Below are 25,543 nucleotides of genomic sequence, written 5' to 3'. Positions count from 1 at the left end.
CTTGTGTGGCGTTCGCCCCCCCCTTGGGCGGGGTACCCGGGGGGCCCCCCCACCCCACCCCCCCCGACCCAGCCACCGGACAGAGAATCGCCAAGCCGTTGCCGTTGCTCTAAAACCCCGTCACCGATAAGCAACCGACGCCTGCGTCCCCACCCCCGGCTCACTGCCCAGGCTCACCTTCCACCCGAACCGGTCGCACAACCGCCGCACGATCGACAGCCCCAGCCCCGTGCCCTGCGGCCGCGTCGGCTCGGCCCGGTAGAACGGCTCGAAGGCCCGCCCCAGCGCCTCGGCCGACATCCCGATGCCCGTGTCGCGCACCACCACCCGGTCCTCCAGCACATCCACGTCGATGCGCCCTTCGTCGGTATAGCTGCACGCGTTGCGCAACAGGTTGCTCACCACCACCTGCAACACCCGTGGCGGCGCGTGCAACTGCACCGGCCCGGCGCTGTGCAGGAAAATCTCCACCGGCCGCCCGGCCAGCAGCTCGCGCGCGTTGTCCACTTCGTAGCGCACGATCTCGTTCACGTCGAACAGCTCGATCTGCGGCTCCACGTCCGCCTCGCGCGCCAGGATCAGGAACGCATCGATCACCGCCTCCATGTCACGGCCGGCGCGCTGGATACGGTTCAGGCTGCGCCGCAGCCGCGGTGGCAGCTCCGCATCGCCCAACGCCATGTCGCTCGCCACCCGGATCACCGTCAGCGGCGTGCGCAGCTCATGGCTGGCGTCGCGGGTGAAGTTGCGCTCGCGCGCCACGTGCGCGGTCACCCGCGTGGCCAGCGAATGCAGCGCGGCCGCCAGCTGCCGGGTCTCGCCCTGCATGTCCGCCGGCAACTTGTCCGGGGCCAGGTCGGCCGCCTCCGGGTGCCCGGGGTTCCAGCGCGACACCCGCCGCGCCAGCCAGTTCACCGGCGACACCAGCCGTTTGCTGGCCCGGTAGGTGATCCAGGTGACCCCGTACACCGCCAGCAGCGTGAGCAGCACCGGCACGATCCCGAACCAGAAGGCCAGCATCTCCGCCCGCGAGCGCAGGAACACCAGGTACAGCCGCCCTTCCGGGCGCACGTCCACCAGCACCAGCTGGTCGTCGGCCTTCAATTCGTGGAAGCCCGCGGGCAGCGCGCGCAGGTTGGGCGGCAGGCTCAGCGGCGAGCGCCCGGTTTCCAGCAGGTAGCCGCGGACGTTCTGCGTGTTCGGCGGCGGCTGCATCGGCGAGGCATCGTAAAGCTGCCAGTAGTAGGCCGCCTCCTCCTTCAGCGCGCTGCTGACCAGGCTGTGCTTGATCACCAGCGACACCAGCCAGGCGCCCAGCAGGATGCCCAGGCTCGCCAGCACGGCTTGGAGGATGAAGACAATGCGTATCTTGCGCGGCAGACCGTGCGGCATTACGGGGTCCAGGGCGGTTCGCCGCGATTATAGGAAAACGCGCCGTGATTCCATCGTGCAAAAAACGACAACGACCCGGCAAGCACCGGGTCGTCGTCTCGTTTCGGGCCCCGCAGGACCCGTTCCCTCATGCGCGTGCCACGGCGATGCGCATCAGCTCATCGGCTGGGCGATATCGGCAATGCGATAGCCGGCGCTCTGCACGGTGTGCAGCAGCGGCCGGTCGAACGGCTTGTCGATGATCTTGCGCAGGTTGTACAGGTGGCTGCGCAGGGTATCCGAGTCCGGCAGGCCATTGCCCCAGATCTCGCGTTCGATCTCCTGGCGGGTCACCACGCGGGGCGATTCGCGCATCAGGATGGTCAGCAGGCGCAGCCCGATCGGGGACAGCTGCAGCTCGGTCCCGGCGCGGGTGGCACGCATGCTCACCGGGTCCAGCACCAGGTCGGCGACCTTGAGCACTTCCGACCCCACCTGGCGACGTTCGCGGCGGATCAGGGCACGCAGGCGTGCTTCCAGCTCCTGGATCGCGAAGGGCTTGGTGAGGTAGTCATCGGCGCCGAAGCCAAGCCCGGTGAGCTTGTCATCGAGCGTGTCGCGCGCGGTCAGCATCAGCACCGGCGTGGACTTGCGGGCGTCGTTGCGCAGCCGGCGGCAGACTTCGATGCCGTCCAGTCGCGGCAGCATCAGGTCCAGCACCACCACGTCATAACTGTTTTCCGCCGCCAGCCGATAGCCGTCCAACCCGTCCTGGGCGTAGTCGACCTCGAACCCACGGCCTTCCAGATACTCACCGATCATCTCGGAGATATTGCGGTTGTCCTCGACCACCAGCACCAGGCCGGAGGTCTCCTTTGTCTGACGCATGGGAGTCCCTTTTTCTTCAGCTTTGTGAAACATGCCGTATCGTCGGTGGACGCGGTGTGAAGCCGCGCACATCCCGATCAACATCCCGTCAGAGCAGCGGCTTGAGGTGCGGCCAGACGTTGTCCAGCACCCGCGGCTGGGCCGCGGCGGTGGGGTGCAGGCCGTCGGACTGCATCAGCGTGGGTTGCAGGGCCACGCCGTCCAGCAGGAACGGCAGCAGCGCCGCGTCGTACTGGCGGGCCAGGCCGGTGTAGACCTCCTTGAGCCGCTGGCGGTAGGCCGGGCCGTAGTTGGGCGGCACGTCGATGCCCAGCAGCAGCACCTTGGCGCCGGCCTTCTGGCTGGAGACGATCATCTTTTCCAGGTTGCCGCGCAGCTGCGCCGGGTTGAGCCCGCGCAGGGCATCGTTGCCGCCCAGCTCGATCACCACCACCGAGGGGCGATGTTTGGCCAGCAGGGCCGGCAGCCGCGTGAGCGCGCCGGCGCTGGTCTCCCCGCTGATGCTGGCGTTGATGATCGCCGGGGCGGGCTTGACCTGTTGCCTAACCCGTTGCTGAAGCAGGTTCACCCAGCCGGATTCGGCCGGGATATTGTGGGCGGCACTGAGGCTGTCCCCCACCACCAGCACCGCCGCGCGCGTGTCGGCACCTTTGGCACACGCCAGCGCCGGCAGCAGCAGCAACCATGCCAGCAGCCACACCATCGGGGCCGCGCGTCCCTTTCCCATCGTTGCGTACATTGGAGAATCCTCATCGACAGCCTGTCCCCCCGCAGCGCGCCCGTCGCCATCGCCGCCACTGATGTGGGCAAATCCGCGCGTGGCCCGGAGGGTGAAGTCCACATACTGGACAACATTGGCATGACCGTCCATGAAGGCGAGAGCATCGCCATCGTCGGCGCCTCCGGTTCGGGCAAGACCACCCTGCTCGGCCTGCTGGCCGGGCTGGACCTGCCCTCGCGCGGGCAGATCGCCCTGGCCGGGGCGGACCTCAACACGCTCGACGAGGAAGCCCGCGCCCAGCTGCGCGCGCGCGAGGTGGGCTTCGTGTTCCAGAGTTTCCACCTGCTGCCGGCACTGACCGCCGAGGAAAACATCGCCCTGCCGCTGGAACTGGCCGGCCGCGAAGACCCGGCGCGCGTGCGCGAGGTGCTCGAGCAGGTGGGGCTGACGCACCGCGCGCGGCACTACCCGCGCCAGTTGTCCGGTGGCGAGCAGCAGCGCGTGGCCCTGGCGCGTGCGTTCGTGGCCCGGCCGCGCATCCTGTTTGCCGATGAACCCACCGGCAGCCTGGACCAGGCCACCGGGCAGCAGATCAGCGACCTGCTGTTCGCGCTGAACGCCACCAGCGATACCACCCTGGTGCTGGTGACCCACGACCTGCGGCTGGCCCAGCGGTGCGAGCGCGTCTACCGCCTGGACGGCGGGCGGCTGGTGGACAACGCGGCCGGCGTGCCCGCATGAATGTCGTCAAGCATGCCGCGCGCGCGCTGCGCCGCGAGTTCCTGGCCGGCGACCTGCTGACCGTGTTTGCCGCGCTGGTACTGGGCGTGGCGGTGATGACCGCAGTGGGGACGCTGGTCAACCGGGTGACCCTGGCCCTGACCGGCAGCGCGGCGGAGATGCTCGGCGGCGACCTGGGCCTCAACGCGCGCGAGGACATCCCGACCGCCTTTGCCGAGGCCGCCCGCGCCCGTGGCCTGGCCAGCACCCGCATGGTGAGCTTCCCCAGCGTGCTGTTCCATGGCGAGGCCAGCCAGATGGCCAACATCAAGGCGGTCAGCGACGGCTATCCGCTGCGCGGCCAGCTGCGGGTGAGCCGCCAGCTGCAGGGCGGCGCCGAGGAAACCGCCACCACGCCGCCGCCCGGCCAGGCCTATGCCGATCCGCGGCTGATGCAGGCGCTGGGCCTGAAGGTGGGCGACGCGCTGGAATTCGGCGCCGGCCAGCTGACCATCAGCCGCGTGCTGCAGGCCGAGCCGGACACCTCCGGCGAGCTGATGCAGCTGTCGCCGCCGCTGCTGGTCAACCGCGCCGACGTGGAGGCCGCCGGCCTGCTCGGGCCGGGCAGCCGCGCGTCCTACCGGATGATGTTCGCCGGTGCGCCGGCGGCCATCGCCGACTTCCGTACCTGGCTGGCCCCGCAGGCCAAAGGCTATCGGCTGGTCGGCATCGCCGACACCCAGCGCGGGGTGCGCGGGGCCTTCGACCTGGCCGGCCGCTTCCTGTCGCTGGCCGCGTTGCTGGCGGTGCTGCTGGCCGGCGTGGCCACCGCGCTGGCGGCCAACCGCTTCGCGCTGCGGCGGATCGACCAGGTCGCCATCCTGCGCTGCCTGGGCGCACGCCAACGCGACATCCTCACGGCCATGGCGCTGCAGCTGGTGATGCTGGCGGTGCCGGCGTGCCTGGTCGGGATCGGGCTGGGCATGGCCGCCCAGGCCGGGCTGGTGCAGGCGCTGGGCGGGTTGATCCCCGATCGGCTGCCGTTGCCGCAGGCCACCCCGGCGCTGAGCGGGGCCGGGATCGGGCTGGTGCTGCTGCTGGGTTTCGGCCTGCCGCCGCTGCTGCGGCTGCGCCGCGTGCCGCCGATGCGCGTGCTCAACCGCAGCTTTGCGGCGATGCCGCCGAGTTCGCTGCTGGTCTACCTGGCCGCGCTGGCGGCCACGGTGGCGCTGACCGTGCAGGCCACCGGCGATGTGAAGCTGGCCGCGTGGGTGCTGGGCGGCCTGGCCGCGCTGGCGGCCCTGGCCGGGGCGCTGGGCGCGTTGCTGCTGTGGTTGCTGCGCGGGCTGCAGCCGCGCCTGCGCGGGCGCTGGAAGCTGGGCCTGGCCGCGCTGACGCGCCGCCGCGGGCTGGCGGTGATGCAGCTGGTGGGCCTGTCGCTGTCGCTGTGCGCCCTGTTGCTGCTGTCGGTGATCGGACCGGGGCTGCTGGCCCAGTGGCGCGACCGCCTGCCGGTGGATACCCCCAACTACTTCCTGATGAACATCCAGCCCGAACAGCGCGCGACCGTCCTGGCCACGCTGCAGGGCCTGGGCGTGGTGGCCCCGTCGATCGAGCCGTTCAGTACCGGGCGCCTGCTTGCGGTCAACGACCGCCCGCCGCAGCGGCAGCAGCGCGAGGACAACAGCAACGAGGATGACGATGCCAACCGCCCGGTCAATTTCTCCTGGCGGCACGACTTCCCGCAGGCCAACACGCTGCTGGATGGCCGCTACTGGGCCGCCGACAGCACCGCGGCCGAAGCCTCCATCGAGCAGGGCTGGGCCGAGCGCTATGGCATGAAGCTGGGCGACACGGTGACCCTGCAGATGGGCGACCAGCAACGTCGCTTCACGGTGACCAGCATCCGCAAGGCCGACTGGGATTCGTTCCGGGTCAACTTCTTCCTGCTGCTCAACGAGGGCGCGGTGGGCGATGCGCCGTACAACCTGATCACCGCCTTCCACCTGCCGCGCGCGCAGGCCCCGCAGCTGGCGGCGCTGACCCGCGAGCAGCCCAACATTTCGCTGCTGGACATCGACGGGATCCTGCAGCGGGTGCGCGAGGTGGTGGACCGGGTGACCCAGGCGGTGCAGCTGGTGATGGGCTTCAGCCTGCTGGCCGGGTTGCTGGTGCTGTTGGCCGCCCTGCAGGCCACGGCCGGCGAGCGCCGCTACGACAGTGCGGTGCTGCGCACGCTGGGCGCCACCCGCACGCAGCTGCGCGGCGCGGTGCTGGTGGAGTTCGGGGCGCTGGGGCTGCTGGCCGCGCTGCTGGCGGTGGGCACCGCGGCGCTGCTGGGCAGCGTGGTGGCACGGCAGGTGTTCGAGCTGACGCTGAGCCCGCCGTGGGGCCCGCTGCTGGCCGGGGGCGCGCTGGGCATGGCCCTGAGCATGCTGGCCGGCTGGTGGGGCACGCGGCGGATCCTGCACACGCCGCCGGCGCTGGCGCTGCGCGAGGTGTGAGGGGCAACGGCGGCAGTGCGGCGTTCAGGCCGCACTGACACGGTGGCGGGGCGTGCGGCGCTATGCTGCGCGCCCCTGCCCTGATGAGACCGCCCGGATGCCCGGCACGTCGTTCACTGCTTACCTCTACCCGGTGTTGCTGCTGTTGGGCAGCAACATCTTCATGACCGTGGCCTGGTATGGGCACCTGAAGTACAAGAGCGCGCCGCTGATGACGGTGATCCTGGTCAGCTGGGGCATCGCGTTCTTCGAATACTGCCTGCAGGTGCCCGGCAACCGGCTCGGCAGCGCGGTGTATTCGGCGCCGCAGCTGAAGGGCATGCAGGAGGTGATCACGCTGGTGGTGTTTGCGGTGTTCTCGGCGGTGTACCTGGACCAGCCGCTGAAATGGAACCACTACGCCGCCTTCGGGTTGATCCTGGTGGCGGCGTTGTTGATGTTCAAGGAATGAGGCCGACGGGCGCGATGCGGCAGCAACCGACCGTGGGTCGGTTGGGCCGTTGGCGACGGGTGGGTCGGCGAAGGGCAGCCACGCATGGCGTGGCGCTACCCTTGGGTCAGCGGCGGGGGTCGGCCGGGGCCTTTTCCACCCACTGCCTGAAGACCGCGTCGATGTCGGCGTCCTTGACCGGCTTGCCGTCCTGCAGGTCCTGGGCCTGGGTGAACAGCGGGATGATCATGGCCATGCCGTCCAGCTTGGTCTTCAGGTGCACGCCCGGGGCCTGGCCGAGGAAGCCGTCCCAGCGCTGGCGCACCTTGGCCCAATAGCCGGCGGTGGCGGTCCAGTAATCGTAGGCGGGCTTGAAGTCGACTTCGGTGGTCTTGTTGTAGTCGTTGAAGCCGAACTCGCGCGCGATCTCCTGCTGGCTGCCGTCGGCATTGCGCAGGATCTTGGTGTTGAACTGCTCGTGGGTCCACCCGTTGGGCGTGCGCGTGTGCCGGTTGACCACGGCCAGCGCGTTGTAGTCGCTGCGGCGGGTGTATTCGCGGCGCGGCAGCGGGCGCCAGCTCAGGTCGCTGGTCCAGGTGGCCACGCCGTTGTCGTAGGCCCACTTGCCGGTGCCGCAGTAACGCGGCGCATCGCTGACTTCGTAGACGCACTGGGTCCACGCGCCGGCATTGACCGCCGCGGGAATGGCGCGCACCTGCCAGGTCTGGTCGGCGCTGAATTCGAAGCGGGTGGGCGCCTCATGGACCCAGTCCTGGCGCCAGTGCTTGGTCACATGGCCGCTCTTGGGGTCCACCAGCAGGTGCTGCAGCACCACGCGCGTGGGCGTGTCTTCGACCACGATCACCACTTCGTTGCCGCCGCTGCGCACGGCCGGGGCGCGCTCGTAGCCGGGCTTGAGCAGCACGGTTTCGTCGAAGGCGAAGTCGACCACGTATTCGCCCTTCATCGCCACGATGCTGTCGTGGTCACGCTGCAGGCTGGAGGGCTGGGCGTGGACGATGCCGCTGCTGGCGAGCAGCAGCCACGCACTGGCTGTCTGGAGTTTCATCTGGCGGTTCCTTCAGGAGGGGCGTTCTGGGTCATGCGGCCATCCCTGGCCAACGGGGTTCCGGGGAGATCAGAGGCGGATCAGCGGTGCGTGGGCGGGGTCGCGCGGCGGCAGGGCCAGGCGCACGGCCGAGGCACAGCAGCAGTCGTCGATCCACAGCTCGCCATCGGCGCCTTCCACGTGGGCGATGCGCCGTGCCGCGCTGGCGCCCAGCGCCGACAGCGAGGCCAGGCTGGCCGACAGCCCCTGGCCGTCGCCGGCGTGCAGGCGCAGTGCGCACATGCGCCACGGCTCGGCACCCAGCCGGGTGGCCAGGCGCCGCCACAGGCGCTCGGCCACGCCGCCGTCGTTGGCCGGTTCGGGACGGGCCGGGAACGCAGAGACCAGGCGGTCCCAGGCCAGGAAATCGCTGTCCGGCAGCAGGTACAGCCGCCAGCAGCAGCGGCCGCGCGCGTCCACGAAGCACAGGCTTTCGCGGATGCCTTCGCTGTCCATGCCCTGGCAGGCATGGGCGGCGACGGCATGTTTCCAGCCGCCCAGCTCGCTGCTTTCCGGGCGGTACAGGCACAGCACGGTGCCCAGCGACGCCAGCTGCCGCGCGGTGGGAAGGCGACCGGGATACAGCGCCCGGTCGGTCGATCGCAAAGCGGACAGGGCGCGGCTCATGGGGCTACCAGCTCACGGAGAGATTGGCCGACACGGTGCGGCCGGGGTTGGTAAAGCGGTCGATCACGCTGCTGTTGGTGGCCAGCGCGGTGGTGATCGCCGCGTAATCGATGTAGCTGCGGTCGCCGAGGTTGAACACGCCGACGTTGAGCTTGGCCCCGGGCGCGAAGTCCCAGTGCGCCATCAGGTCCAGCACGCCGTACCCGGCCGGTGCGAAGGACGGGCTGGCGCCGGCCGACGGCGGCAGGCGGTCCTTGCGCTTGGCGAAGGTGCCAGCCAGTTCCACGCCCCAGCGCTCGCGGTCGAAGGCGATGCCGACGGTACCGCGCAGCGGGTCGATGGAGGCCAGCGGCACGTCTTCGGTCTTGTTCTGGCCACGCGACCACGCCACCGAGCTGTTCAACGACCAGCCGTCCAGCGTGCTGCTGAGCTGGCCGAAATCGACCCCGGCCTTGAGCTCGGCGCCGTAGATTTCCGCGTCGGCCACGTTCTGCGACTGGAACACGATCAGGCCCTGGCTGTTGATGCCGACTTGGCGCTGGGACTCGATGAAGTCCTTGTAGTCGTTGTAGTAGCCGCTCACGCTGACGTAGGCGGCCGGGCTGAGGAAGCGCACGCCCAGTTCCAGGCCATCGCTGGTTTCCGGCTTGAGGTCCGGGTTGGGGATGGCGGTGTAGCCGAAGGCCACGTTGGTGAAGCCGAGGTTGACGTCGTTGTAGGGCGGCGAGCGGAAGCCGTGGGCGTAGCCGGCAAACAGCGACCACTGGTCGGCAAAGCGCCAGACCATGCCCAGCTTGGGCGAAACGCTGGTCTTGGTGAGGTCGGACACGGCCACGCCGGGGTTGTCCTCGGCGAAGATGCCGTCCACGTCCGGGCGCAGTTCGTAGTGGTCCACGCGCACGCCCGGCACCAGCGACAGGCGACCGTCGGCAAAGCGCATTTCGTCCTGCACGTACAGGCCCAGCTCGGTGGTTTTGGTGATCGGGAAATCACGCACCGGGAAGGCGTCGGGCAGGATCGTGGTGCTGGTCTGGCCGTTGGCCAGGACCTGGTAGCCGTCGCGCTTCTGGCGCGTCTCGGTCCAGGTGCCGTCCAGGCCATAGGTCAGGGCGTGCTCCACCGCGCCGGTCTGCAGGGCCTTGTGGAAGGCCGCCTGGACGCCATGGACGCGCTGGTCGAAGTTGAACTCGCGGTGGCGGGTGCTGCCGTTGCCACGGCCTTCGTGGGTGCGCTGGGTGGTCTCGCTGTCCTGGCGGTAGACCTGCCAGGACAGGCTGTCGGCGAAGCCCATGCCGACCGCGTCCATTTCGTGGGCCAGCGACAGCCGGGCGCGGGTCTGGTGGTCGCGCGCCTGCATCGAGGTGGTGGCGGTGGCCGCCGGCGGCAGCGCGGTGGCCGGGGTGATGGAGGACAGCACGTTGGTGTCCACGCTGTCTTCGTTGGCGTCCACGGTCAGGCGCAGGCGCTGGGTCGCATCCGGCGCGAACAGCAGCTTGGCCAGCACGCTGCGGCCATCGCGGTCCTGCGGGTTGGCGGCGGTGCGGCGGCTGTCGCTGCTGCGCACCGTGCCCATGCTTTCGGTTTCCTGGCCCTGGCGATGGTTGACGTTGACCATGCCGCTCCAGCGGTCGCCGCCGAAGGCGGTGGTCAGGCCTCCAAACAGGCCCTGCCACTGCCCGTCATAGCCGAACTTCAGGCCGACGTGGCTGTCCTTGCCGTCCTTGAGGTAGTCGGCCGGGTCCTTGGTGACGAAGGCGACCACGCCACCGAGCGCGTCCGAGCCATACAGCGCGCTGGCCGGGCCGCGCACGATCTCGACCCGCTTGAGCGTCTCCAGGTCGGTGAAGTTGCGGTTGGCGTCGGAGAAGCTGCCGATGGCGAAGGCCTTGGGCATGGCGATGCCATCGGTCTGGATCAGCACGCGGTTGCCGTCCAGGCCGCGGATGCGGAAGCCGCCCAGGCCGAAGCGGGCCGGGCTGCTGGTCACCGAGATGCCCGGCTCGTAGCGGACCAGGTCCTTGATGTCGCGCACCAGGTGGTCGTCGAGCTGCTCGCGGTCGATCACATCGACGGTGGCGGCCACGTCGCTCAGCGCACGCTCGGTGCGGGTGGCAGTGACCTGCACGCGGTCGAACTCGCGCGCGTCGGGCGCGGCATCGGCGGCGGCGTGGGCGGCCATCGGCAGCGCCAGCCACAAGGCGGCGCTCAGGGCATTGGAACGGATCTTCATGAGGATGGGCGGCAATCGGCTGGGCGCGGAAGGAGACCCCCGACCAACGCCCTCGACCGGGGTCGCAGGCGAAGCGTCGAGGGGGAGAGAGCGGTGGACCAGGCGGCGGGCCCGGGCGGAGGCACAGGTCCGCGTGGACAGACAGCAACGGCGCCGGCGGCCGATGGACGGCGGCGGGCGACCGGCACGCGGAGCGGCCGGCCAGCGGCCGATGTCGCGGGCAGCCGGCCAGCGGCCGGTACTACTTGGTCAGGATGAGCTTGTCGTTGCTGGTATGACGCAGGCGATAGAAGCGGTCGCCGTGCTGGATCAGGATTTCGCGGCGGCCCTTGAGCAGGGCTTCGCTGTCGATCACTTCTTCCGGCGGGACCACGCGCACCGGGCGGTCGCGGAGGGTCAGCGTTTCGGGGCGCAGCAGTACAGCAGCTTGAGTGTTCATTGTCTGGACTCGTGCGAGGGGCGAGTCAAATGATAATGATTCTCAGTTGACAATCAACAACCATTCTCAACTTGATTGATGGAATTGATGATTGGTTTCTTTATTTCTATTGGTCCTGTCTATCGCGAAGGCGCAGGTACCGGGCGGGTGGGAGCCGGCCCCCGGCCGGCCCCGCACCGCTGCGGTCAGGCGAACACCGCTTCGACCTGCTGCCAGGCCGCCTCGTCCAACTGGTCGAGCACCGCCAGCGCACCGAGGTTCTCTTCCAGCTGCCCCACCCGGCTGGCGCCGAGGATCACGCTGGAGACGTGGGGATTGCGCAGGCACCAGGCGATGGCCAGCTGCGCCGGGGACACGCCCAGGCCGGCGGCCAGCGCGGTGTAGCGGCGCACGCTGTCCAGGCGGGCACCCGCCGGGTCGCCCAGCACCTGCTCCTTGAGCCAGCCCAGCTGGCTCTGGCCCAGCCGCGAGTGGGGGTCCACGCCGTCGTTGTACTTGCCGGTGAGCAGCCCGGAGGCCAGCGGCGACCAGATCGTGGTGCCCAGGCCGGGGTCGGCGTACAGCGGGGCGTACTCGCGCTCCACGCGCTCACGGTGCAGCAGGTTGTACTGCGGCTGCTCCATCGAGGGCAGGTGCAGGTGCTGGGCGCGGGCAATGGCCACCGCCTCCTGCAGCTGCGCGGCCGACCACTCCGAGGTGCCCCAGTACAGCACCTTGCCCTGGCGGATCAGGGTGTCCATGGCCTGCACGGTCTCGGCGATGGGGGTGTCCGGGTCCGGGCGATGGCAGTAATAAAGGTCCAGGTAGTCCACCCGCAGGCGCTTGAGGGCGGCGTGGCAGGCGTCGGTGACATGCTTGCGCGACAGGCCGTGCTGGGTCGGGCGCGGCTCGTCCACGGCGCCGAAGAACACCTTGCTGGACACGCAGAAGCCGTCACGCGGCAGGCGCAGGTCGGCGATCACATCGCCCATCACCTGCTCGGCGCGGCCGCGCGCGTAGCCCTCGGCGTTGTCGAAGAAGTTGATCCCGTGGTCCCAGGCGCTGGCGATCAGGTTGCGGGCCTCATCGCGGCCGATCTGGTCGCCGAAGGTGACCCAGGCCCCGAAGGACAAGGCCGACAGCTTCAGGCCGGTGGATCCAAGACGCCGGTATTGCATGGGGATTCTCCTTTGCTGCAGGCCCGCATCCGGGCCGGAACGATGCCGCCCAGTGTAGCCGGCGGCAGGCCGCAACCCCCGTGGATCCTTGCCCGATCACGGCCGATCGGCCCGTGGACGCCGCTTTTCCTTGCTCCGCCCCTGCCACCGCTATAGGCTTCCCGTTTTTCGCCGCACCCCTAAGGGACGTCTCATGGTCGAAGGTTTGGGCAGGATTGGCTTCGGCCTGTTCGGGTTGGCAGTGCTGATCGGCATCGCCTGGCTGTTCTCGAACAACAAGCGCGCCGTGGACTGGCGCCTGGTGGTGACCGGGATCGCCCTGCAGATCGCGTTCGCCGCGGTGGTGCTGCTGGTGCCCGGTGGCCGCGATGTGTTCGACGCGCTGGGCAAGGGCTTCGTCAGGATCCTGAGCTTCGTCAACGAAGGCTCCGGCTTCATCTTCGGCAGCCTGATGGACACCAGCAAGTTCGGTTTCATCTTCGCCTTCCAGGTGCTGCCGACGATCATCTTCTTCTCGGCGCTGATGGGGGTCATGTACCACCTCAACGTGATGCAGGCGATCGTGCGCGGCATGGCCTGGGCGATCACCAAGGTGATGCGCGTGTCCGGTGCGGAAACCACCAGCGTCTGCGCCAGCGTCTTCATCGGCCAGACCGAGGCGCCGCTGACCGTGCGCCCGTACATCGCCAAGATGACCCAGTCCGAGCTGATCACCATGATGATCGGCGGCATGGCGCACATCGCCGGCGGCGTGCTGGCCGCCTACGTGGGCATGCTCGGCGGCAGCGACCCGGTGCAGCAGGCCTTCTACGCCAAGCACCTGCTGGCCGCCAGCATCATGGCCGCCCCGGCGACCCTGGTGGTGGCCAAGCTGCTGGTGCCCGAGACCGGCACCCCGCTGACCCGCGGCACGGTCAAGATGGAAGTGGAGAAGACCTCCAGCAACATCATCGACGCGGCCGCGGCCGGCGCCGGCGACGGCCTCAAGCTGGCCCTGAACATCGGCGCGATGCTGCTGGCCTTCATCGCCCTGATCGCGCTGCTCAACGCCCCGCTGACCTGGCTGGGTGAAATCACCGGCCTGCAGGCCATGATCGGCCGCCCGACCGACCTGTCCACGATCTTCGGCTACGTGCTGGCCCCGATCGCCTGGGTGATCGGCACCCCGTGGGCCGATGCCACCACGGTGGGTTCGCTGATCGGCCAGAAGGTGGTCATCAACGAGTTCGTGGCGTATTCCAAACTGTCGGAAATCGTGAACGGCCAGGTGCCGGGCGTGTCGCTTTCCGACGAGGGCCGCCTGATCGCCACCTACGCGCTGTGCGGGTTTGCCAACTTCAGCTCGATCGCCATCCAGATCGGTGGTATTGGTGGGCTGGCCCCGGAGCGTCGCCACGACCTGGCCAAGTTCGGCCTGCGGGCGGTGCTGGGCGGTACCATCGCCACGTTCATGACGGCGACCATTGCCGGCGTGCTGACGCATTTCAGCTGATATCCGTTCTTCGAGAAACCGTCTTTATGAGTAGCAGTGTCGTCGTCGTGGGTTCCTTCAACGTGGATCATGTGTGGCGTTGCGAGTCGCTCCCGGCCCCGGGTGCGACCATCGCCGGGCGCTACAGCACCGGCCCCGGCGGCAAGGGGTTCAACCAGGCCGTGGCGGCCCGCCGCGCCGGCGCGGAGACCACGTTCCTGTGCGCGCTGGGCGATGACGCCGGCGGCGCGATGGCGCGTGGCCTGGCCGAGCAGGACGGCTTCGCGCTGACCGCCGAAGCCAGCGGCGAGCCGACCGGTACCGGTGGCATCTACGTGGATGCCCGCGGCCGCAACACCATCGTGATCGGCCCGGGCGCCAACGCCGCGCTGAGCGTGGACTTCGTGCAGACCCAGCGCGCGCTGCTGGGCGAGGCCAAGGTGGTGCTGGCGCAGCTGGAATCGCCGGTGGAAACCATCGAAGCCGCGCTGGCCCTGGCCCGCGAGGCCGGTGCCACCACCGTGCTCAACGCGGCCCCGGCCGACGCCCCCTCCAGCATCGGGCTGCTGAAGCTGGCCGACGTGCTGACCCCCAACGAGACCGAGTTCGCCGCCCTGCTCGGCCGCCATGTGGGCGAACGCGTGGATGCCGACGACGTGGCCGCGCTGGACGGCGCCAGCCTGCATGCGCTGTGCCGCAAGCTGGTGGGCAACGGGACGGTGGTGGTGACGCTGGGCGCGGTGGGCGTGTTCGTCTCGCATGCCGAGGAGAACCTGCGCGGCGACACCCAGCCGTACTACCGCGTGGGCGCCGAACAGGTGCAGGTGCTGGACACCACCGGTGCCGGCGATGCGTTCAACGGGGCGCTGTGCGCGTCGATGGCGCAGGACGGCGACGCCGCCTTCATCCGCCACGTGCGCTTTGCCAACCAGTTCGCCGGCCGCTCCACCGAGAAGGAAGGCGCCGCCGTGGCGATGCCGCACTTCACCCCGGCCGACGCCGCGATCGCCTGATCGACGGCGCAGCGGTGGCAACACCCGAGAAAGCCGGCGCCTTGCGTCGGCTTTTTTCATGGTTTCCGCTCGTCTTCGGAATTCTGCCGTTGCGGCGTATGAAGCCCTGCGAGTGCCGGCCTGGTCGCACAGGGTGGGGGTGCCCCCTTCTGCATGGGCCGGTCAGCGCACGGTCCCCAACCCGGCAAGAAAGCACACCGCCAGCCCCGCATACGTGGCGGCCAGGCCCACGCCTGCCAGCGTAGCCTTGCGGCGGCCGCTACAGGCGCCGCCACCGAGGCAGGCCACCGCCGCCGCGGCCCCCAGCATGAACACCCCGGCCAGCGCGCTCATCGACGGCCCCGCACTGGCCCGGCTGGCCAGCACCACCGTCGCCAGCAGCAGAAGCGCCGACATCGCCCCACTCACCCCGCAGAAAATGCGCATCGCCCACGTTGCCTCCTGGCAGAACGTCCGGATCCCACGCCACCCAATGCCCCCGGTAACCGCCCAGCATTCACCGCCACTGGGGGCGGCGGAACCAAGGGTCAAGCATATGCTCATGACCGAAGCGCATCAGCCCCTTCCGGATCGGCCTGAGCCCCGGACCGGCGCGGGCGTCGGCGCGTGGTTGCCGGCCGGCGGCCGGCACTACAATGCAGCCATGCAGATTGGCCCCTACAAGATCCAGCCCAATGTCGTGCTGGCGCCCATGGCCGGTGTCACCGACAAGCCCTTCCGCCTGCTGTGCAAACGGCTCGGCGCGGGCCTGGCTGCCTCGGAGATGACCATCTCCGACCCGCGCTTCTGGACCACCCGCAAATCCGTGCACCGCATGGACCACGACGGCGAGCCGGCCCCGATCAGCGTGCAGATCGCCGGCACCGAGCCGCAGCAGCTGGCCGAGGCCGCGCGCTACAACGTGGACCACGGCGCGCAGATCATCGACATCAACATGGGCTGCCCGGCCAAGAAGGTGTGCAACGCCTGGGCCGGCTCGGCGCTGATGCGCGACGAGGACCTGGTCGCGCGCATCCTCAGCGCCGTGGTCGGTGCGGTGGACGTGCCGGTCACGCTGAAGATCCGCACCGGCTGGGATTGCGACCACCGCAACGGCCCGCGCATCGCCCGCATCGCCGAGGACAGCGGCATCGCCGCGCTGGCCGTGCACGGGCGCACCCGCGACCAGCATTACACCGGCCAGGCCGAGTACGAGACCATCGCCGCGATCAAGGCCGCGCTGCGCATCCCCGTGCTCGCCAATGGCGATATCGACTCGCCGCAGAAGGCCGCGCACGTGCTGGCGGTGACCGGCGTGGATGCGGTGATGATCGGCCGCGCCGCCCAGGGGCGCCCGTGGATCTTCCGCGAGGTGGCGCACTACCTGGCCACCGGCGAGCTGCTGGCGCCGCCGTCGCTGGAAGAAGTGCGCGACCTGCTGCTCGGCCACCTGCATGCGCTGCACGCCTTCTATGGCGAGCCGCAGGGCGTGCGCATCGCGCGCAAGCACCTGGGCTGGTATGCCAAGGATCGCCCCGAGAACGCGGCCTTCCGCGCGGTGGTCAACCGCGCCGACGATGCCGCCGGGCAGATCGCGCTGACCACCGACTATTTCAACGCGCTCGCCGCCGGCGAGCCGCTGTCCACCGCTGCCTGAGCCTGCCGCCATGACCCCGCCGATCGCCTCGCCCACCTACCTGCACGGCTTCTCCAGCACCGAGCAGCACCGCCTGGTCACCCAGGCCCGCCTGTTCGAATCGAGCATCTTCAGCGGCATCGACTACGGCGGCGCCCAGCGCCTGCTGGAAGTGGGCAGCGGCGTGGGCGCGCAGACCGAGATCCTGCTGCGCCGCTTCCCGGAGCTGCACGTCACTGGCGTGGACCTGAGCCAGGCCCAGCTGGATACCGCGCGCGGCAACCTGGAAAAGACCCCCTGGTGCAGCCAGCGCTACACCCTGCTGCAGGCCGACGCCGGCAACCTGCCGTTCGGGCCGCGCGAGTTCGATTCGGCCTTCCTGTGCTGGGTGCTGGAACACGTGCCCTCCCCGGCGCGGGTGCTCAGCGAGGTCCGCCGGGTGCTGGCCCCGGGCTCGCCGGTCTACATCACCGAGGTGATGAACGCCTCCTTCCTGCTCGACCCCTACTCGCCGCACATCTGGCGCTACTGGATGGCCTTCAACGACTTCCAGTACGACCACGGCGGCGACCCGTTCGTGGGCGCCAAGCTGGGCAACCTGCTGCTGGCCGGCGGTTTCCGCGACGTGCATACCGAGATCAAGACCATCCACCTGGACAACCGCGAGCCGGCCCGGCGCAAGACCATGATCGCGTTCTGGGAACAGCTGCTGCTGTCGGCGGCCGAGCCGCTGCTGGAGGCCGGGCTGGTGGACCAGGCGACGGTGGACGGCATGCGCCGCGAGTTCAGCCTGGTCCAGAACGACCCCAACGCGGTGTTCTTCTTCTCCTTCGTGCAGGCGCGCGCCACGGTCTACTGACCCGGCGCGGCACCGGCTGCCTGGCCGACGGTCGGCGCGATGCCGCCCGGGCTGGCCGGGGCGTGCCAGATGCGTTGCCACATCGCCGCGAACCGGCGCTTGACCAGCGCCCTGCCCTGTTCGCCCTCGTAGGCCGGGCGCAGCTGCTGCGGGGGCATCGCGGCCCAGCCCTGGCTTTCGGCGCGGGCCACGGCAAAGGTGAAGGTGTAATCCGGCTCCAGGCCCATGCGCAGGTCACTGAGCTGCAGCTGGCCATCGACGACCCGGGCGCGCATGAAGCCGCGGTTGAACCAGGTCAGGCGCTGTACCGCCGGCACCGTCGCGGCCTGGCGCAGCGCCTGCACGTTGGAGGGATAGCCCTGGAAGGTCATCGGGCCGCGGTCGGCGACCAGCGAGCGCTCGCCGATCACATAGCCGCTGGGCGTCATCGCCACCACCTGCCAAAGCAGCGTGTTGAAGGGCATCGCCACCGAGAAACGCGGCGCATCGGCCAGGCCCATCGCGGCCAGGGCGCGGTCGGCCTCGCGCTCCACATGGTGCTTGGCCAGCTGCGACCAGCCCAGGTAACCGCAGCTGAGGACCAGCCCGGCCACCAGCGCGCGCTGGGCCAGCGGACGGGTGCGTGCGAACCAGGCCACCACGCAGGCGATCAGCAGCCACACGGTATACAGCGGGTCGATGATGAAGACGCTGGACCACATGGCCGGCGACGGGGTGAGCGGCCACCACAGCTGGGTGCCGTACACGGTGAACGCATCCAGCAGCGGGTGGGTGACCAGCGCCAGCAGGATCGCCCAGAACCAGCGCGTCGGCGCCTGCGCCACCCGGCCGTGGCCGAAGCGTTTGAACAGCCACCAGATCAGCGCCGCCACCCACGGCAGCACCAGCAGCGAGTGGCTGTAACTGCGGTGTTCGGTCATCAGCGCCACCGGATCGGCGGCGGTGAGGCCCAGCAGCAGCGCGTCCAGGTCCGGCAGGGTGCCCAGCGCGGCACCGGCCAGCAGGGCGGCGCGGCGGTGGCCCGCGGGGGCGATGGCGGCGGCGACCGCGCCGCCCAGTACGATCTGGGTAAAGGAGTCCATCGGCCGATGCTAGCAGCCGCACCGGTTCGCGCGGCAGCGGCGGCGCAGCGCGTTCAGGCGGCCCGGGCCAGGCCTGCCGCACCCGGCAACAGCGCCAGCGTCTGGCCGTGGTGGTCGAGCAGGCGCAGGCTGCCGTTGGGGTCTTCGGCCAGTGCGGTCAGGCTCTCCACCCAGTCCCCGTCATTGGCATACACCAGGCCGTCGCGTTCGACCAGCGCGGCCCGATGGATGTGCCCGCAGACGATGCCGTCCAGCCCGCGCCGGCGCACATCGTCCAGCCCGGCCTGCACGAACCGCTCGATGTAACGCTCGGCCGCCGCCGAGCGCTGCTTGAGGAAGGCCGACAGCGACCAGTAGCGCTGCCCCAGCCGGCGGCGCAGCGCGTTGAGCAGGTGGTTGCCGGTGAGGATGCGGTAGTACAGCCAGTCGCCGAAGCGCTCCTGCAACCCGCCGAAATGGGTGATGCCATCGTAGTCGTCGCCATGGGCGACCAGCAGCCGGCGCCCGTCGGCGGTCACGTGGATCGCGCGGCGGCGCACCTGCATGGCCGGCAGCATCAGCCCGCACACCTGGCGCAGCGAGGCATCGTGGTTGCCGGGGATGTAGATGATCTCCGTGCCGGCCGCGCGCAGCGCGTGCAGCGCCTGGATCACCGCGCCCTGCGCCGGCCCCCAGCTTGCCCGGCGATGGGCCATCCACCACAGGTCGATGATGTCGCCCACCAGGTACAGGCGCTCGCAGCGCAGGTCGGCCAGGAACCGCGCCAGCTCGGCGGCGTGGCAATGCCGCGAACCCAGGTGCACGTCGGAGAGGAAGACCGCGCGCCGATGCGGGCGCAGCCGCGTTACGGCGGGCGGGCCCGGTGGTTCTGGATGGCGCTGCTGCTGCGGCTGCATGGCCTGCTCCCCACGGCCCGGCGGCCGGTTGGGCGGAGCCTGCGCCCGGCGCAAGGCAGGCCGATGGCAGGCAGGCGACAGCCCGATGACCGCTGCGCCTTGCCCGCCGCTCGGGGTGCGGGCCCCGGCCGCCACTGTCACGCCGGTGGAACACTGGGCGACGACGCTGGCCCCCAATCCCGTCACACCGGGCCCTGCGACGGGCACGCGAACTTAACCACGGGCAACTGCGGGGGGCGCACAATGCAACAGCGCGACTTGCCGTGTATCATTCGCGCCCATCTTTCCATCCGAATCAAAGGATATTACGCCTGATGTCCAGCTACCTGTTCACCTCCGAATCGGTCTCCGAAGGCCATCCGGACAAGATTGCCGACCAGATCTCCGATGCGGTGCTGGACGCGATCCTTGCCCAGGACCAGCGCGCCCGCGTGGCCTGCGAGACCATGGTCAAGACCGGCGTTGCGATCGTGGCCGGTGAAATCACCACCAGCGCCTGGATCGACCTGGAAGCCTTGACCCGCAAGGTGATCCTGGACATCGGCTATGACAGCTCCGACGTCGGCTTCGACGGCGCCACCTGCGGCGTGCTGAACCTGATCGGCAAGCAGTCCCCGCACATCGCCCAGGGCGTTGACCGCAAGAAGCCCGAAGAAATGGGCGCCGGCGACCAGGGCCTGATGTTCGGCTATGCCACCAACGAGACCGACAGCTTCATGCCGGCGGCGATCCACCTGTCCCACCGTCTGGTGGAGCAGCAGGCCAAGATCCGCAAGAAGAAGAACTCGCCGCTGTCCTGGCTGCGCCCGGATGCCAAGAGCCAGGTCACCCTGCGCTATGAAAACGGCGAAGTGGCCGCCATCGACGCGGTGGTGCTGTCCACCCAGCACGCCCCGGGCGTGAAGCAGAAGGACCTCATCGAGGCCGTCCGCGAAGAGATCATCAAGCCGGTGCTGCCGGCCAAGTGGCTGCACAAGGGCACCAAGTTCCACATCAACCCGACCGGCAAGTTCGAGATCGGCGGCCCGGTGGGCGACTGCGGCCTGACCGGCCGCAAGATCATCGTGGACACCTACGGCGGCTGGGCCCGTCACGGTGGTGGTGCGTTCTCGGGCAAGGATCCGTCCAAGGTGGACCGTTCGGCCGCCTACGCTGCCCGCTACGTCGCCAAGAACGTGGTGGCGGCCGGCCTGGCCGACCGTTGCGAAGTGCAGGTCTCCTACGCCATCGGCGTGGCCGAGCCGACCTCGATCTCGGTCACCACCTTCGGCACCGGCAAGATCAGCGACGACAAGATCGAGAAGCTGATCCGCAAGCATTTCGACCTGCGCCCGTACGGCATCATCAAGATGCTGGACCTGATCCACCCGATGTACCAGCAGACCGCCGCCTACGGCCACTTCGGCCGCAAGCCGAAGGACTTCAGCTACCTCAACGCCGCTGGCGAGACCGTCAACGCGACCGCCTTCTCCTGGGAGAAGACCGACCGCGCAGCCGCCCTGCGCGCGGACGCGAAGCTGAAGTAAGAAATGGGCCGCGAAAGCGGCCCTTTTCTTACGGGTAGAGCCGGGCCATGCCCGGCTGGCCGCGCGCGGCGCGGCAATGATTGAAGAGGCAAAGACGGGCCGCGAAAGCGGCCCGTCGCGTTATCACCGCAACTGGAACCTTCCGTTCTCGAATGCCGCGCCATTCACAAGACCTTGCACTGCAGCCACATTGGCGTGGTAGTCAGGTGTAAATGCCGATTCCACTGGATCAACGTCCCTGCTGAAGAATGTCAGAGCTGGATCATTGCTACGCGTATGATTCCAGATGTTATCGAGAGCATCTGGCACCCTTACCTTCACCCCGTCCGGGAGGGTCAACGGTGTACTGAAATGAGGCACAACGTCATCCGCAAACGTGCGGGCAGGATCGAATGCCAGATCATCCAGGCCGTCGATCGTCGATCCGGGTGGATACGTGTGCCCAATCCTGATGCTCGCGTGATCGATCAACGTACTGTGTGTGATTGGATGCGCGGAAGGCAATGCAACCCATGGGTCGCAGACAACGGCATCATTGGTTTCCCGATGGTCGCCCACCACGACGAATGCGTGACCCGCATTTCCGTCGGGCGTGCTGGCGCCGGCGATGGAGACGGGCTCGCTCGCAACTCTGCGGGCGAGAAGCCTGGCCGCCACCTTCGCGAAGTCATCACAAACTCCGGTACCGGACCTTATGATGTCGTTGACGCGGTCAGTACCGTACTGCAGAGAGAATCTTTTCTCCGGCGGATAATCGCACGGGAGGAGGCTGCTGCCCTCCCTGTAGTTCATCAGGGACCTCCCGCCACATGTGATGACGTCGCCAATCTGATTGGCAGCACCCAACGGAAAGAGTTTCCGCGTCAGCCCATTGACCTCATCGACAGTGTTCATGATGCTTCGCAGCGTTGCGGATACCTCAATGCGCTTAGCGTTATCATTGGGCGCCCGGCGTGGTGGTATCTCCTGGTTTCTGATGAAGGTGATTTTCTGACTGAAACAGCGATCCACCAATTGATCGGCATTCATTGACCTTACGCTCACGGGGATCATCCCGGGGTGCGCAAGGGCGGGTTCAATTTTCATGTGCGCTGTCAGCTCCAAACGGGCTCAAGGGTCAGGTTGGCTCACCCGATCAGAGGCCCGATTCAAGCGCCTTCGATGTGGGATGCGGTGCCACGGTAGCTAGATCCAGTGTTGGCCGCTTCCATATTTCAATCGACAGAAGATGCCGCCTTCAAGGCCGGGCTCGGATGGCGTGCGAGGGTACGGACGATGGGCTTAAGCCACCAGAGGGACAGGACGATGCCGACGTCCATCACCCGGTACAATCGGCGCATGACGACCGGACTGAAAATCCACCAGCTGTCCATGACCGTGCTGATGTCCCCGGACATGGCCAATTTCTCCGGCAAGGTCCACGGCGGGGCGGTGCTGCGCCTGCTCGACCAGGTCGCCTATGCCTGCGCCAGCCGCTATGCGGGCCGCTACGTGGTCACCCTGTCGGTGGACCAGGTGATGTTCCGCCAGCCGATCGCGGTCGGCGAGCTGGTCACCTTCCTGGCCTCGGTCAACTACACCGGCACCTCCTCGATGGAAATCGGAGTCAAGGTGGTGGCCGAGGACATCCTCAAGCGCAGCGTGCGCCACGCCAACAGCTGCTTCTTCACCATGGTGGCCGTGGACGAGGACGGCAAGCCCACCGCCGTGCCGCCGCTGCAACTGGAAACCAGCGACGAACGCCGCCGCCACGCGGCCGCCCTGATCCGCCGCCAGCTGCGCGAGGAAATGGAGCAGCGCCACCTGGAGCTGCTGGCCTCCAACCCGCCGTCGCCCGAATAGGCAGCGGCAGGTACCGACCGTTGGTCGGTACGGGACACCCGTATCATCCGGCACCGGTAGTGCCGGCCGCTGGCCGGCAGCGCGACCGCGCAGGATCGCGCGCAGACAACGATGCCCGGTGCCGCCATCCCGCGTTGCCGGCCAGCGGCCGGCACTACCCGGTCAACCCGTGTTCTGCACGCCCTGCGAGACGCCGTTGACGCAGGCCACCAGCGCGCGCAGCACCTCGTCGTCTTCGCCGCCACTGGCCCGCCAGCGCCGCAACAGGTCTACCTGCAGCACGCTGATCGGGTCGATGTAGGGGTTGCGCAGGCGGATCGACAGGGCCAGGCGCTGGTCGTGCTGGAGCAGTTCGTCCTGGCCGGTCAATGCCAGGATCTGCCGTTCGGTGAGCGCCAGTTCGCGCTCGATCTGCGGGAAGAACGTGGCGTGTAACGGGCCGGACAACTGCGAGAACTGTTCGGCGATGGTGAGATCGCCCTTGGACAACACCATCGCGATGTCGTCCAGGAACGTGCTGAAGAACGGCCAGTCGCGCGCCATCTCCTTCAGGGTGGCCGCGTGCCCGGCGTCGATCGCCGCCTGCAGGCCACTGCCCACGCCATACCAGCCCGGGATCACCGCGCGCGCCTGGCTCCAGGCGAATACCCACGGGATGGCGCGCAGGTTGGACAGCGCCGCGTCTTCGCCGAGGCGACGCGAGGGGCGCGAGCCAAGCGTCATCCGCTCGATCACGTCGATCGGGGTGGCCTGGCGGAAGTACGCCATGAAGTCCTGCTGGCCGACGAAGGCGCGGTAGGCGTCGGCACTCTTCTCCGCCACCAGGTCCATCACCGGGCGCCACTGCTCCTCGCGCGGCTCCGGTGCACGCGGGCGCAGGCTGGAGCGCAGCACCGCGCCGGTGGACTGCTCCAGCGAGCGCAGCGCCAGCGCGCGGATGCCGTACTTGCGATGGATCACCTCGCCCTGCTCGGTCACGCGCAGGCGGCCATCGATGCTGCCGCGCGGCGACGCATCCACCGCGTGGGTGGTCTTGCCACCGCCGCGGCTGATCGAACCGCCACGCCCATGGAAGAAGGTCAGGCGCAGGCCGGACTCGGCGGCCACCTCCAGCAGTTCGACCTGGGCGCGTTGCAGGCCCCAGCGCGAGGCGGCGATGCCACCGTCCTTGCCGCTGTCCGAGTAGCCCAGCATCACCATCTGCACATCGCCGCGGGCGGCCAGGTGCGCGCGATAGACCGGGTCGGCCAGCAGGTCGCGCAGGGTGTCGGTGCCGCGCTTGAGGTCATCCACGGTCTCGAACAGCGGGGCGATGTCCAGCGGCACCGCGCCGGCCTCGTCCAACAGGCCGCCACGCCGCGCCAACGCCAGCACCGCGAGCACGTCGCTGCGGTCGTGCGCCATGGAGATGATGTAGCTGCCCAGGGCGTCGGCGCCGTGGCGGCGGCGCGCGTCGGCCAGCGCGGCAAATACCGCATCCAGGCGCTTGCCGCCGTCTTCGGTGCTGGCCGGCAACGCCTGTTCACCGCTGGCGAAGGGGGCGAGCCGGGCCGCGCGGGCGACCGCATCGGCACCGTCCCAGGCCGCCTGGCCATCGAGCACGCTGGCCAGCGCACGGCCGTGCACGCTCGATTCCTGGCGCACATCCAGCCGTGCCAGGTGGAAGCCGAAGGTGCGTACCCGCCACAGCAGGCGGCGCACCGCGAAGCCACCGGCATGGTCGCCCTTGTTGGCGTGCAGGCTGTCCAGGATCAGCTGGAGGTCGTGCTCCAGCTCGGCGGGCGCGGCATACGCGCCATCGGCGTCGTCCAGCGTGGCCTGGATGCGCGCGCGCATGCGGTCGTTGAGCAGGCGATAGGGCATGTCGGCGTGGCGCGGCCGCGATGTCACCTGCGGCAGCAACTGCGTGTAGTGCGCCACGCGGGCCTGCAGCGCCGCGCTCACCGCGACCCGCTCGGTGGACTGGCTGAGCAGGCTGGCCAGCTGCAGCAGGTCCTTCTGGTAGCGGCCCAGCACCGCCTGGCGCTGCGCGTCGAGGGTATGCCGGATGGTGCCGGCGTCCACGTTGGGGTTGCCGTCCATGTCCCCGCCCACCCACGTGCCAAACCGCAGCAGGCGCGGCAGCGGCAGGTCCTGGCCGTAGGTGTCGAGCAGGGCCTGCTGCAGCGATTCGTACAGCACCGGGATCACCCGGTACAGCACCTGCACCAGGTAGAAGCCGACGTGCTCGCGCTCATCGTCCACGGTCGGCCGCACCGGCGAAGAGTCGGTGGTCTGCCAGGACGCGGTGAGCGCCATGCGGAAGCGCGCGGCATCGGCGGCCGCTTCACCGGGGGTGCGCTGGCCATCGAGGTTGTCGACCAGGCTGGCCACCATCAGCTGCTCTTTCTCCAGCAGCGCGCGGCGCACCGCTTCGGTGGGGTGGGCGGTGAACACCGGTTCGATGTCGATGCGCGGCAGCCACTGCGCCAACTCATCCAACGTCACGCCCTGCGCCTTCAGCGCGTGCAGGGCATCCTGCAGCCCGTCCGGCTGCGGCGCGGCGGTGCCGGCACGCTGGTAGTCGCGGCGGCGGCGGATGCGGTGCACGCGCTCGGCGATGTTGACCACCTGGAAGTAGGTGCTGAACGCACGCACCATCGCCTCCGCACGCGCGGGCGGCAGGTCGGCCAGGGCGTCGTTGAGGTCGGACAGCGGGGCGTCGCTTTCGCGGCGTGCGATGGCGCGCGTACGCACCTGTTCCACGTCATCGAAGAACTGCGCGGACACCTGCTCGGCGAGCAGGTCGCCGACCAGGGCGCCGAGTCGGCGCACGTCGTCGCGCAGGGGGATATCGGGAGTGGCAAAGACGATGCTGCTGCGGTATTCGTTCATCGGCGACGCACGGGCCTTGGCAACGGAATCCACCCAAGCCTACCCCACATCGCCGTCGATGCTGCGTCGCGCAAATAGTTACATGTGGTAGTGCCGGGCGCCGGGCCGCGGTCCCGGGTGTTGGGGACCCCGGGGGGCCCGGCCCCGGCCGGGCCCACCCCAACCTTTCC

At 69.2% G+C, this 25,543-nt stretch carries 22 protein-coding genes; 9 read left to right on the top strand and 13 right to left on the bottom strand.

What is annotated here, in order from left to right:
* Nucleotides 1-120: 120 nt before the first annotated feature.
* From RSA25_RS08520 to RSA25_RS08510, 3 genes are all read right to left on the bottom strand, one after another.
* Complete coding sequence (locus RSA25_RS08520; RefSeq protein ID WP_332808460.1) at nucleotides 121-1,392, bottom strand: HAMP domain-containing sensor histidine kinase; 1,272 nt, start codon at nucleotides 1,390-1,392, stop codon at nucleotides 121-123.
* A 153-nt stretch (nucleotides 1,393-1,545) separates the two neighbouring features.
* On the bottom strand, nucleotides 1,546-2,259 hold the full coding sequence (locus RSA25_RS08515; RefSeq protein WP_019182442.1) for a response regulator transcription factor: 714 nt from the start codon (nucleotides 2,257-2,259) through the stop codon (nucleotides 1,546-1,548).
* Between the two features lie 88 nt (nucleotides 2,260-2,347).
* The gene (locus RSA25_RS08510) at nucleotides 2,348-2,998 is read right to left on the bottom strand and encodes an arylesterase (RefSeq protein ID WP_332808459.1); all 651 of its coding nucleotides are present in this window, start codon (nucleotides 2,996-2,998) and stop codon (nucleotides 2,348-2,350) included.
* 120 nt (nucleotides 2,999-3,118) lie between these two features.
* Here RSA25_RS08510 and RSA25_RS08505 point away from each other — a divergent pair, with 120 nt between their 5' ends.
* The 3 genes from RSA25_RS08505 (at nucleotide 3,119) to RSA25_RS08495 (ending at nucleotide 6,655) form a co-directional block, all read left to right on the top strand.
* Nucleotides 3,119-3,721, top strand: coding sequence for an ATP-binding cassette domain-containing protein (locus RSA25_RS08505; protein WP_332808458.1), 603 nt, complete (start codon nucleotides 3,119-3,121; stop codon nucleotides 3,719-3,721).
* Nucleotides 3,718-6,204, top strand: coding sequence for an FtsX-like permease family protein (locus RSA25_RS08500; RefSeq protein WP_332808457.1), 2,487 nt, complete (start codon nucleotides 3,718-3,720; stop codon nucleotides 6,202-6,204). The genes RSA25_RS08505 and RSA25_RS08500 overlap by 4 nt, the downstream gene beginning before the upstream one ends.
* 97 nt (nucleotides 6,205-6,301) lie before the next feature.
* Nucleotides 6,302-6,655 (top strand): DMT family protein, encoded by a 354-nt coding sequence (locus RSA25_RS08495; protein ID WP_332808456.1) that lies wholly within the window; start codon nucleotides 6,302-6,304, stop codon nucleotides 6,653-6,655.
* Between the two features lie 106 nt (nucleotides 6,656-6,761).
* On the opposite strand, the gene RSA25_RS08490 is transcribed toward RSA25_RS08495, so the two are convergent.
* The 5 genes from RSA25_RS08490 to RSA25_RS08470 all read right to left on the bottom strand — a co-directional run bounded on the left by RSA25_RS08490 (nucleotide 6,762) and on the right by RSA25_RS08470 (nucleotide 12,195).
* Nucleotides 6,762-7,703, bottom strand: a complete 942-nt coding sequence (locus RSA25_RS08490; RefSeq protein WP_332808455.1) for a DUF6607 family protein — start codon at nucleotides 7,701-7,703, stop codon at nucleotides 6,762-6,764.
* A gap of 69 nt (nucleotides 7,704-7,772) precedes the next feature.
* Nucleotides 7,773-8,369, bottom strand: coding sequence for a Hemin transport protein (locus tag RSA25_RS08485; protein WP_332808454.1), 597 nt, complete (start codon nucleotides 8,367-8,369; stop codon nucleotides 7,773-7,775).
* Nucleotides 8,370-8,373: 4 nt separating this feature from the next.
* A complete protein-coding gene (locus tag RSA25_RS08480) occupies nucleotides 8,374-10,599 on the bottom strand; it encodes a TonB-dependent hemoglobin/transferrin/lactoferrin family receptor (protein ID WP_332808453.1) in 2,226 nt (741 codons plus the stop codon).
* Nucleotides 10,600-10,840: 241 nt separating this feature from the next.
* Nucleotides 10,841-11,038: a hemin uptake protein HemP gene (locus RSA25_RS08475; protein ID WP_019182448.1), complete on the bottom strand. Its 198-nt coding sequence runs from the start codon at nucleotides 11,036-11,038 to the stop codon at nucleotides 10,841-10,843.
* 185 nt (nucleotides 11,039-11,223) lie between these two features.
* Nucleotides 11,224-12,195, bottom strand: coding sequence for an aldo/keto reductase (locus RSA25_RS08470; RefSeq protein ID WP_332808452.1), 972 nt, complete (start codon nucleotides 12,193-12,195; stop codon nucleotides 11,224-11,226).
* A gap of 193 nt (nucleotides 12,196-12,388) precedes the next feature.
* On the opposite strand from RSA25_RS08470, the gene RSA25_RS08465 reads away from it, so the two are divergent.
* Nucleotides 12,389-13,687 carry a nucleoside transporter C-terminal domain-containing protein gene (locus RSA25_RS08465; RefSeq protein WP_332808451.1) on the top strand — a complete coding sequence of 433 codons (1,299 nt, stop codon included), beginning with the start codon at nucleotides 12,389-12,391 and terminating at the stop codon, nucleotides 13,685-13,687.
* Nucleotides 13,688-13,713: 26 nt separating this feature from the next.
* Nucleotides 13,714-14,679 (top strand): ribokinase, encoded by a 966-nt coding sequence (locus RSA25_RS08460; protein WP_332808450.1) that lies wholly within the window; start codon nucleotides 13,714-13,716, stop codon nucleotides 14,677-14,679.
* A 162-nt stretch (nucleotides 14,680-14,841) separates the two neighbouring features.
* Here RSA25_RS08460 and RSA25_RS08455 read toward each other — a convergent pair whose 3' ends face one another.
* The gene (locus tag RSA25_RS08455; protein WP_332808449.1) at nucleotides 14,842-15,075 is read right to left on the bottom strand and encodes a hypothetical protein; all 234 of its coding nucleotides are present in this window, start codon (nucleotides 15,073-15,075) and stop codon (nucleotides 14,842-14,844) included.
* 247 nt (nucleotides 15,076-15,322) lie between these two features.
* Here RSA25_RS08455 and dusB point away from each other — a divergent pair, with 247 nt between their 5' ends.
* Nucleotides 15,323-16,315, top strand: coding sequence for a tRNA dihydrouridine synthase DusB (gene dusB, locus RSA25_RS08450; protein ID WP_332808448.1), 993 nt, complete (start codon nucleotides 15,323-15,325; stop codon nucleotides 16,313-16,315).
* A 10-nt stretch (nucleotides 16,316-16,325) separates the two neighbouring features.
* Nucleotides 16,326-17,153: a methyltransferase domain-containing protein gene (locus RSA25_RS08445; RefSeq protein WP_332808447.1), complete on the top strand. Its 828-nt coding sequence runs from the start codon at nucleotides 16,326-16,328 to the stop codon at nucleotides 17,151-17,153.
* Here the strand turns inward: RSA25_RS08445 and RSA25_RS08440 are convergent.
* Nucleotides 17,147-18,235: a metal-dependent hydrolase gene (locus RSA25_RS08440; protein ID WP_332808446.1), complete on the bottom strand. Its 1,089-nt coding sequence runs from the start codon at nucleotides 18,233-18,235 to the stop codon at nucleotides 17,147-17,149. The genes RSA25_RS08445 and RSA25_RS08440 overlap by 7 nt on opposite strands.
* Before the next feature lie 53 nt (nucleotides 18,236-18,288).
* Nucleotides 18,289-19,131, bottom strand: a complete 843-nt coding sequence (locus RSA25_RS08435; RefSeq protein WP_332808445.1) for a UDP-2,3-diacylglucosamine diphosphatase — start codon at nucleotides 19,129-19,131, stop codon at nucleotides 18,289-18,291.
* Nucleotides 19,132-19,445: 314 nt separating this feature from the next.
* On the opposite strand from RSA25_RS08435, the gene metK reads away from it, so the two are divergent.
* Nucleotides 19,446-20,657 carry a methionine adenosyltransferase gene (metK, locus tag RSA25_RS08430; protein WP_332808444.1) on the top strand — a complete coding sequence of 404 codons (1,212 nt, stop codon included), beginning with the start codon at nucleotides 19,446-19,448 and terminating at the stop codon, nucleotides 20,655-20,657.
* A gap of 123 nt (nucleotides 20,658-20,780) precedes the next feature.
* Here metK and RSA25_RS08425 read toward each other — a convergent pair whose 3' ends face one another.
* The gene (locus tag RSA25_RS08425; protein ID WP_332808443.1) at nucleotides 20,781-21,743 is read right to left on the bottom strand and encodes a hypothetical protein; all 963 of its coding nucleotides are present in this window, start codon (nucleotides 21,741-21,743) and stop codon (nucleotides 20,781-20,783) included.
* Nucleotides 21,744-21,995: 252 nt separating this feature from the next.
* Here RSA25_RS08425 and RSA25_RS08420 point away from each other — a divergent pair, with 252 nt between their 5' ends.
* Nucleotides 21,996-22,499, top strand: coding sequence for an acyl-CoA thioesterase (locus RSA25_RS08420; protein WP_332808442.1), 504 nt, complete (start codon nucleotides 21,996-21,998; stop codon nucleotides 22,497-22,499).
* 162 nt (nucleotides 22,500-22,661) lie between these two features.
* Here the strand turns inward: RSA25_RS08420 and ppc are convergent, their stop codons facing one another.
* The gene (gene ppc / locus RSA25_RS08415) at nucleotides 22,662-25,373 is read right to left on the bottom strand and encodes a phosphoenolpyruvate carboxylase (protein WP_332808461.1); all 2,712 of its coding nucleotides are present in this window, start codon (nucleotides 25,371-25,373) and stop codon (nucleotides 22,662-22,664) included.
* Nucleotides 25,374-25,543 lie beyond the last annotated feature (170 nt).

It is taken from the genome of Stenotrophomonas sp. (assembly GCF_036662295.1).
Classification (GTDB): domain Bacteria; phylum Pseudomonadota; class Gammaproteobacteria; order Xanthomonadales; family Xanthomonadaceae; genus Stenotrophomonas.
This window is presented reverse-complemented; position numbering and strand designations above follow the sequence as displayed.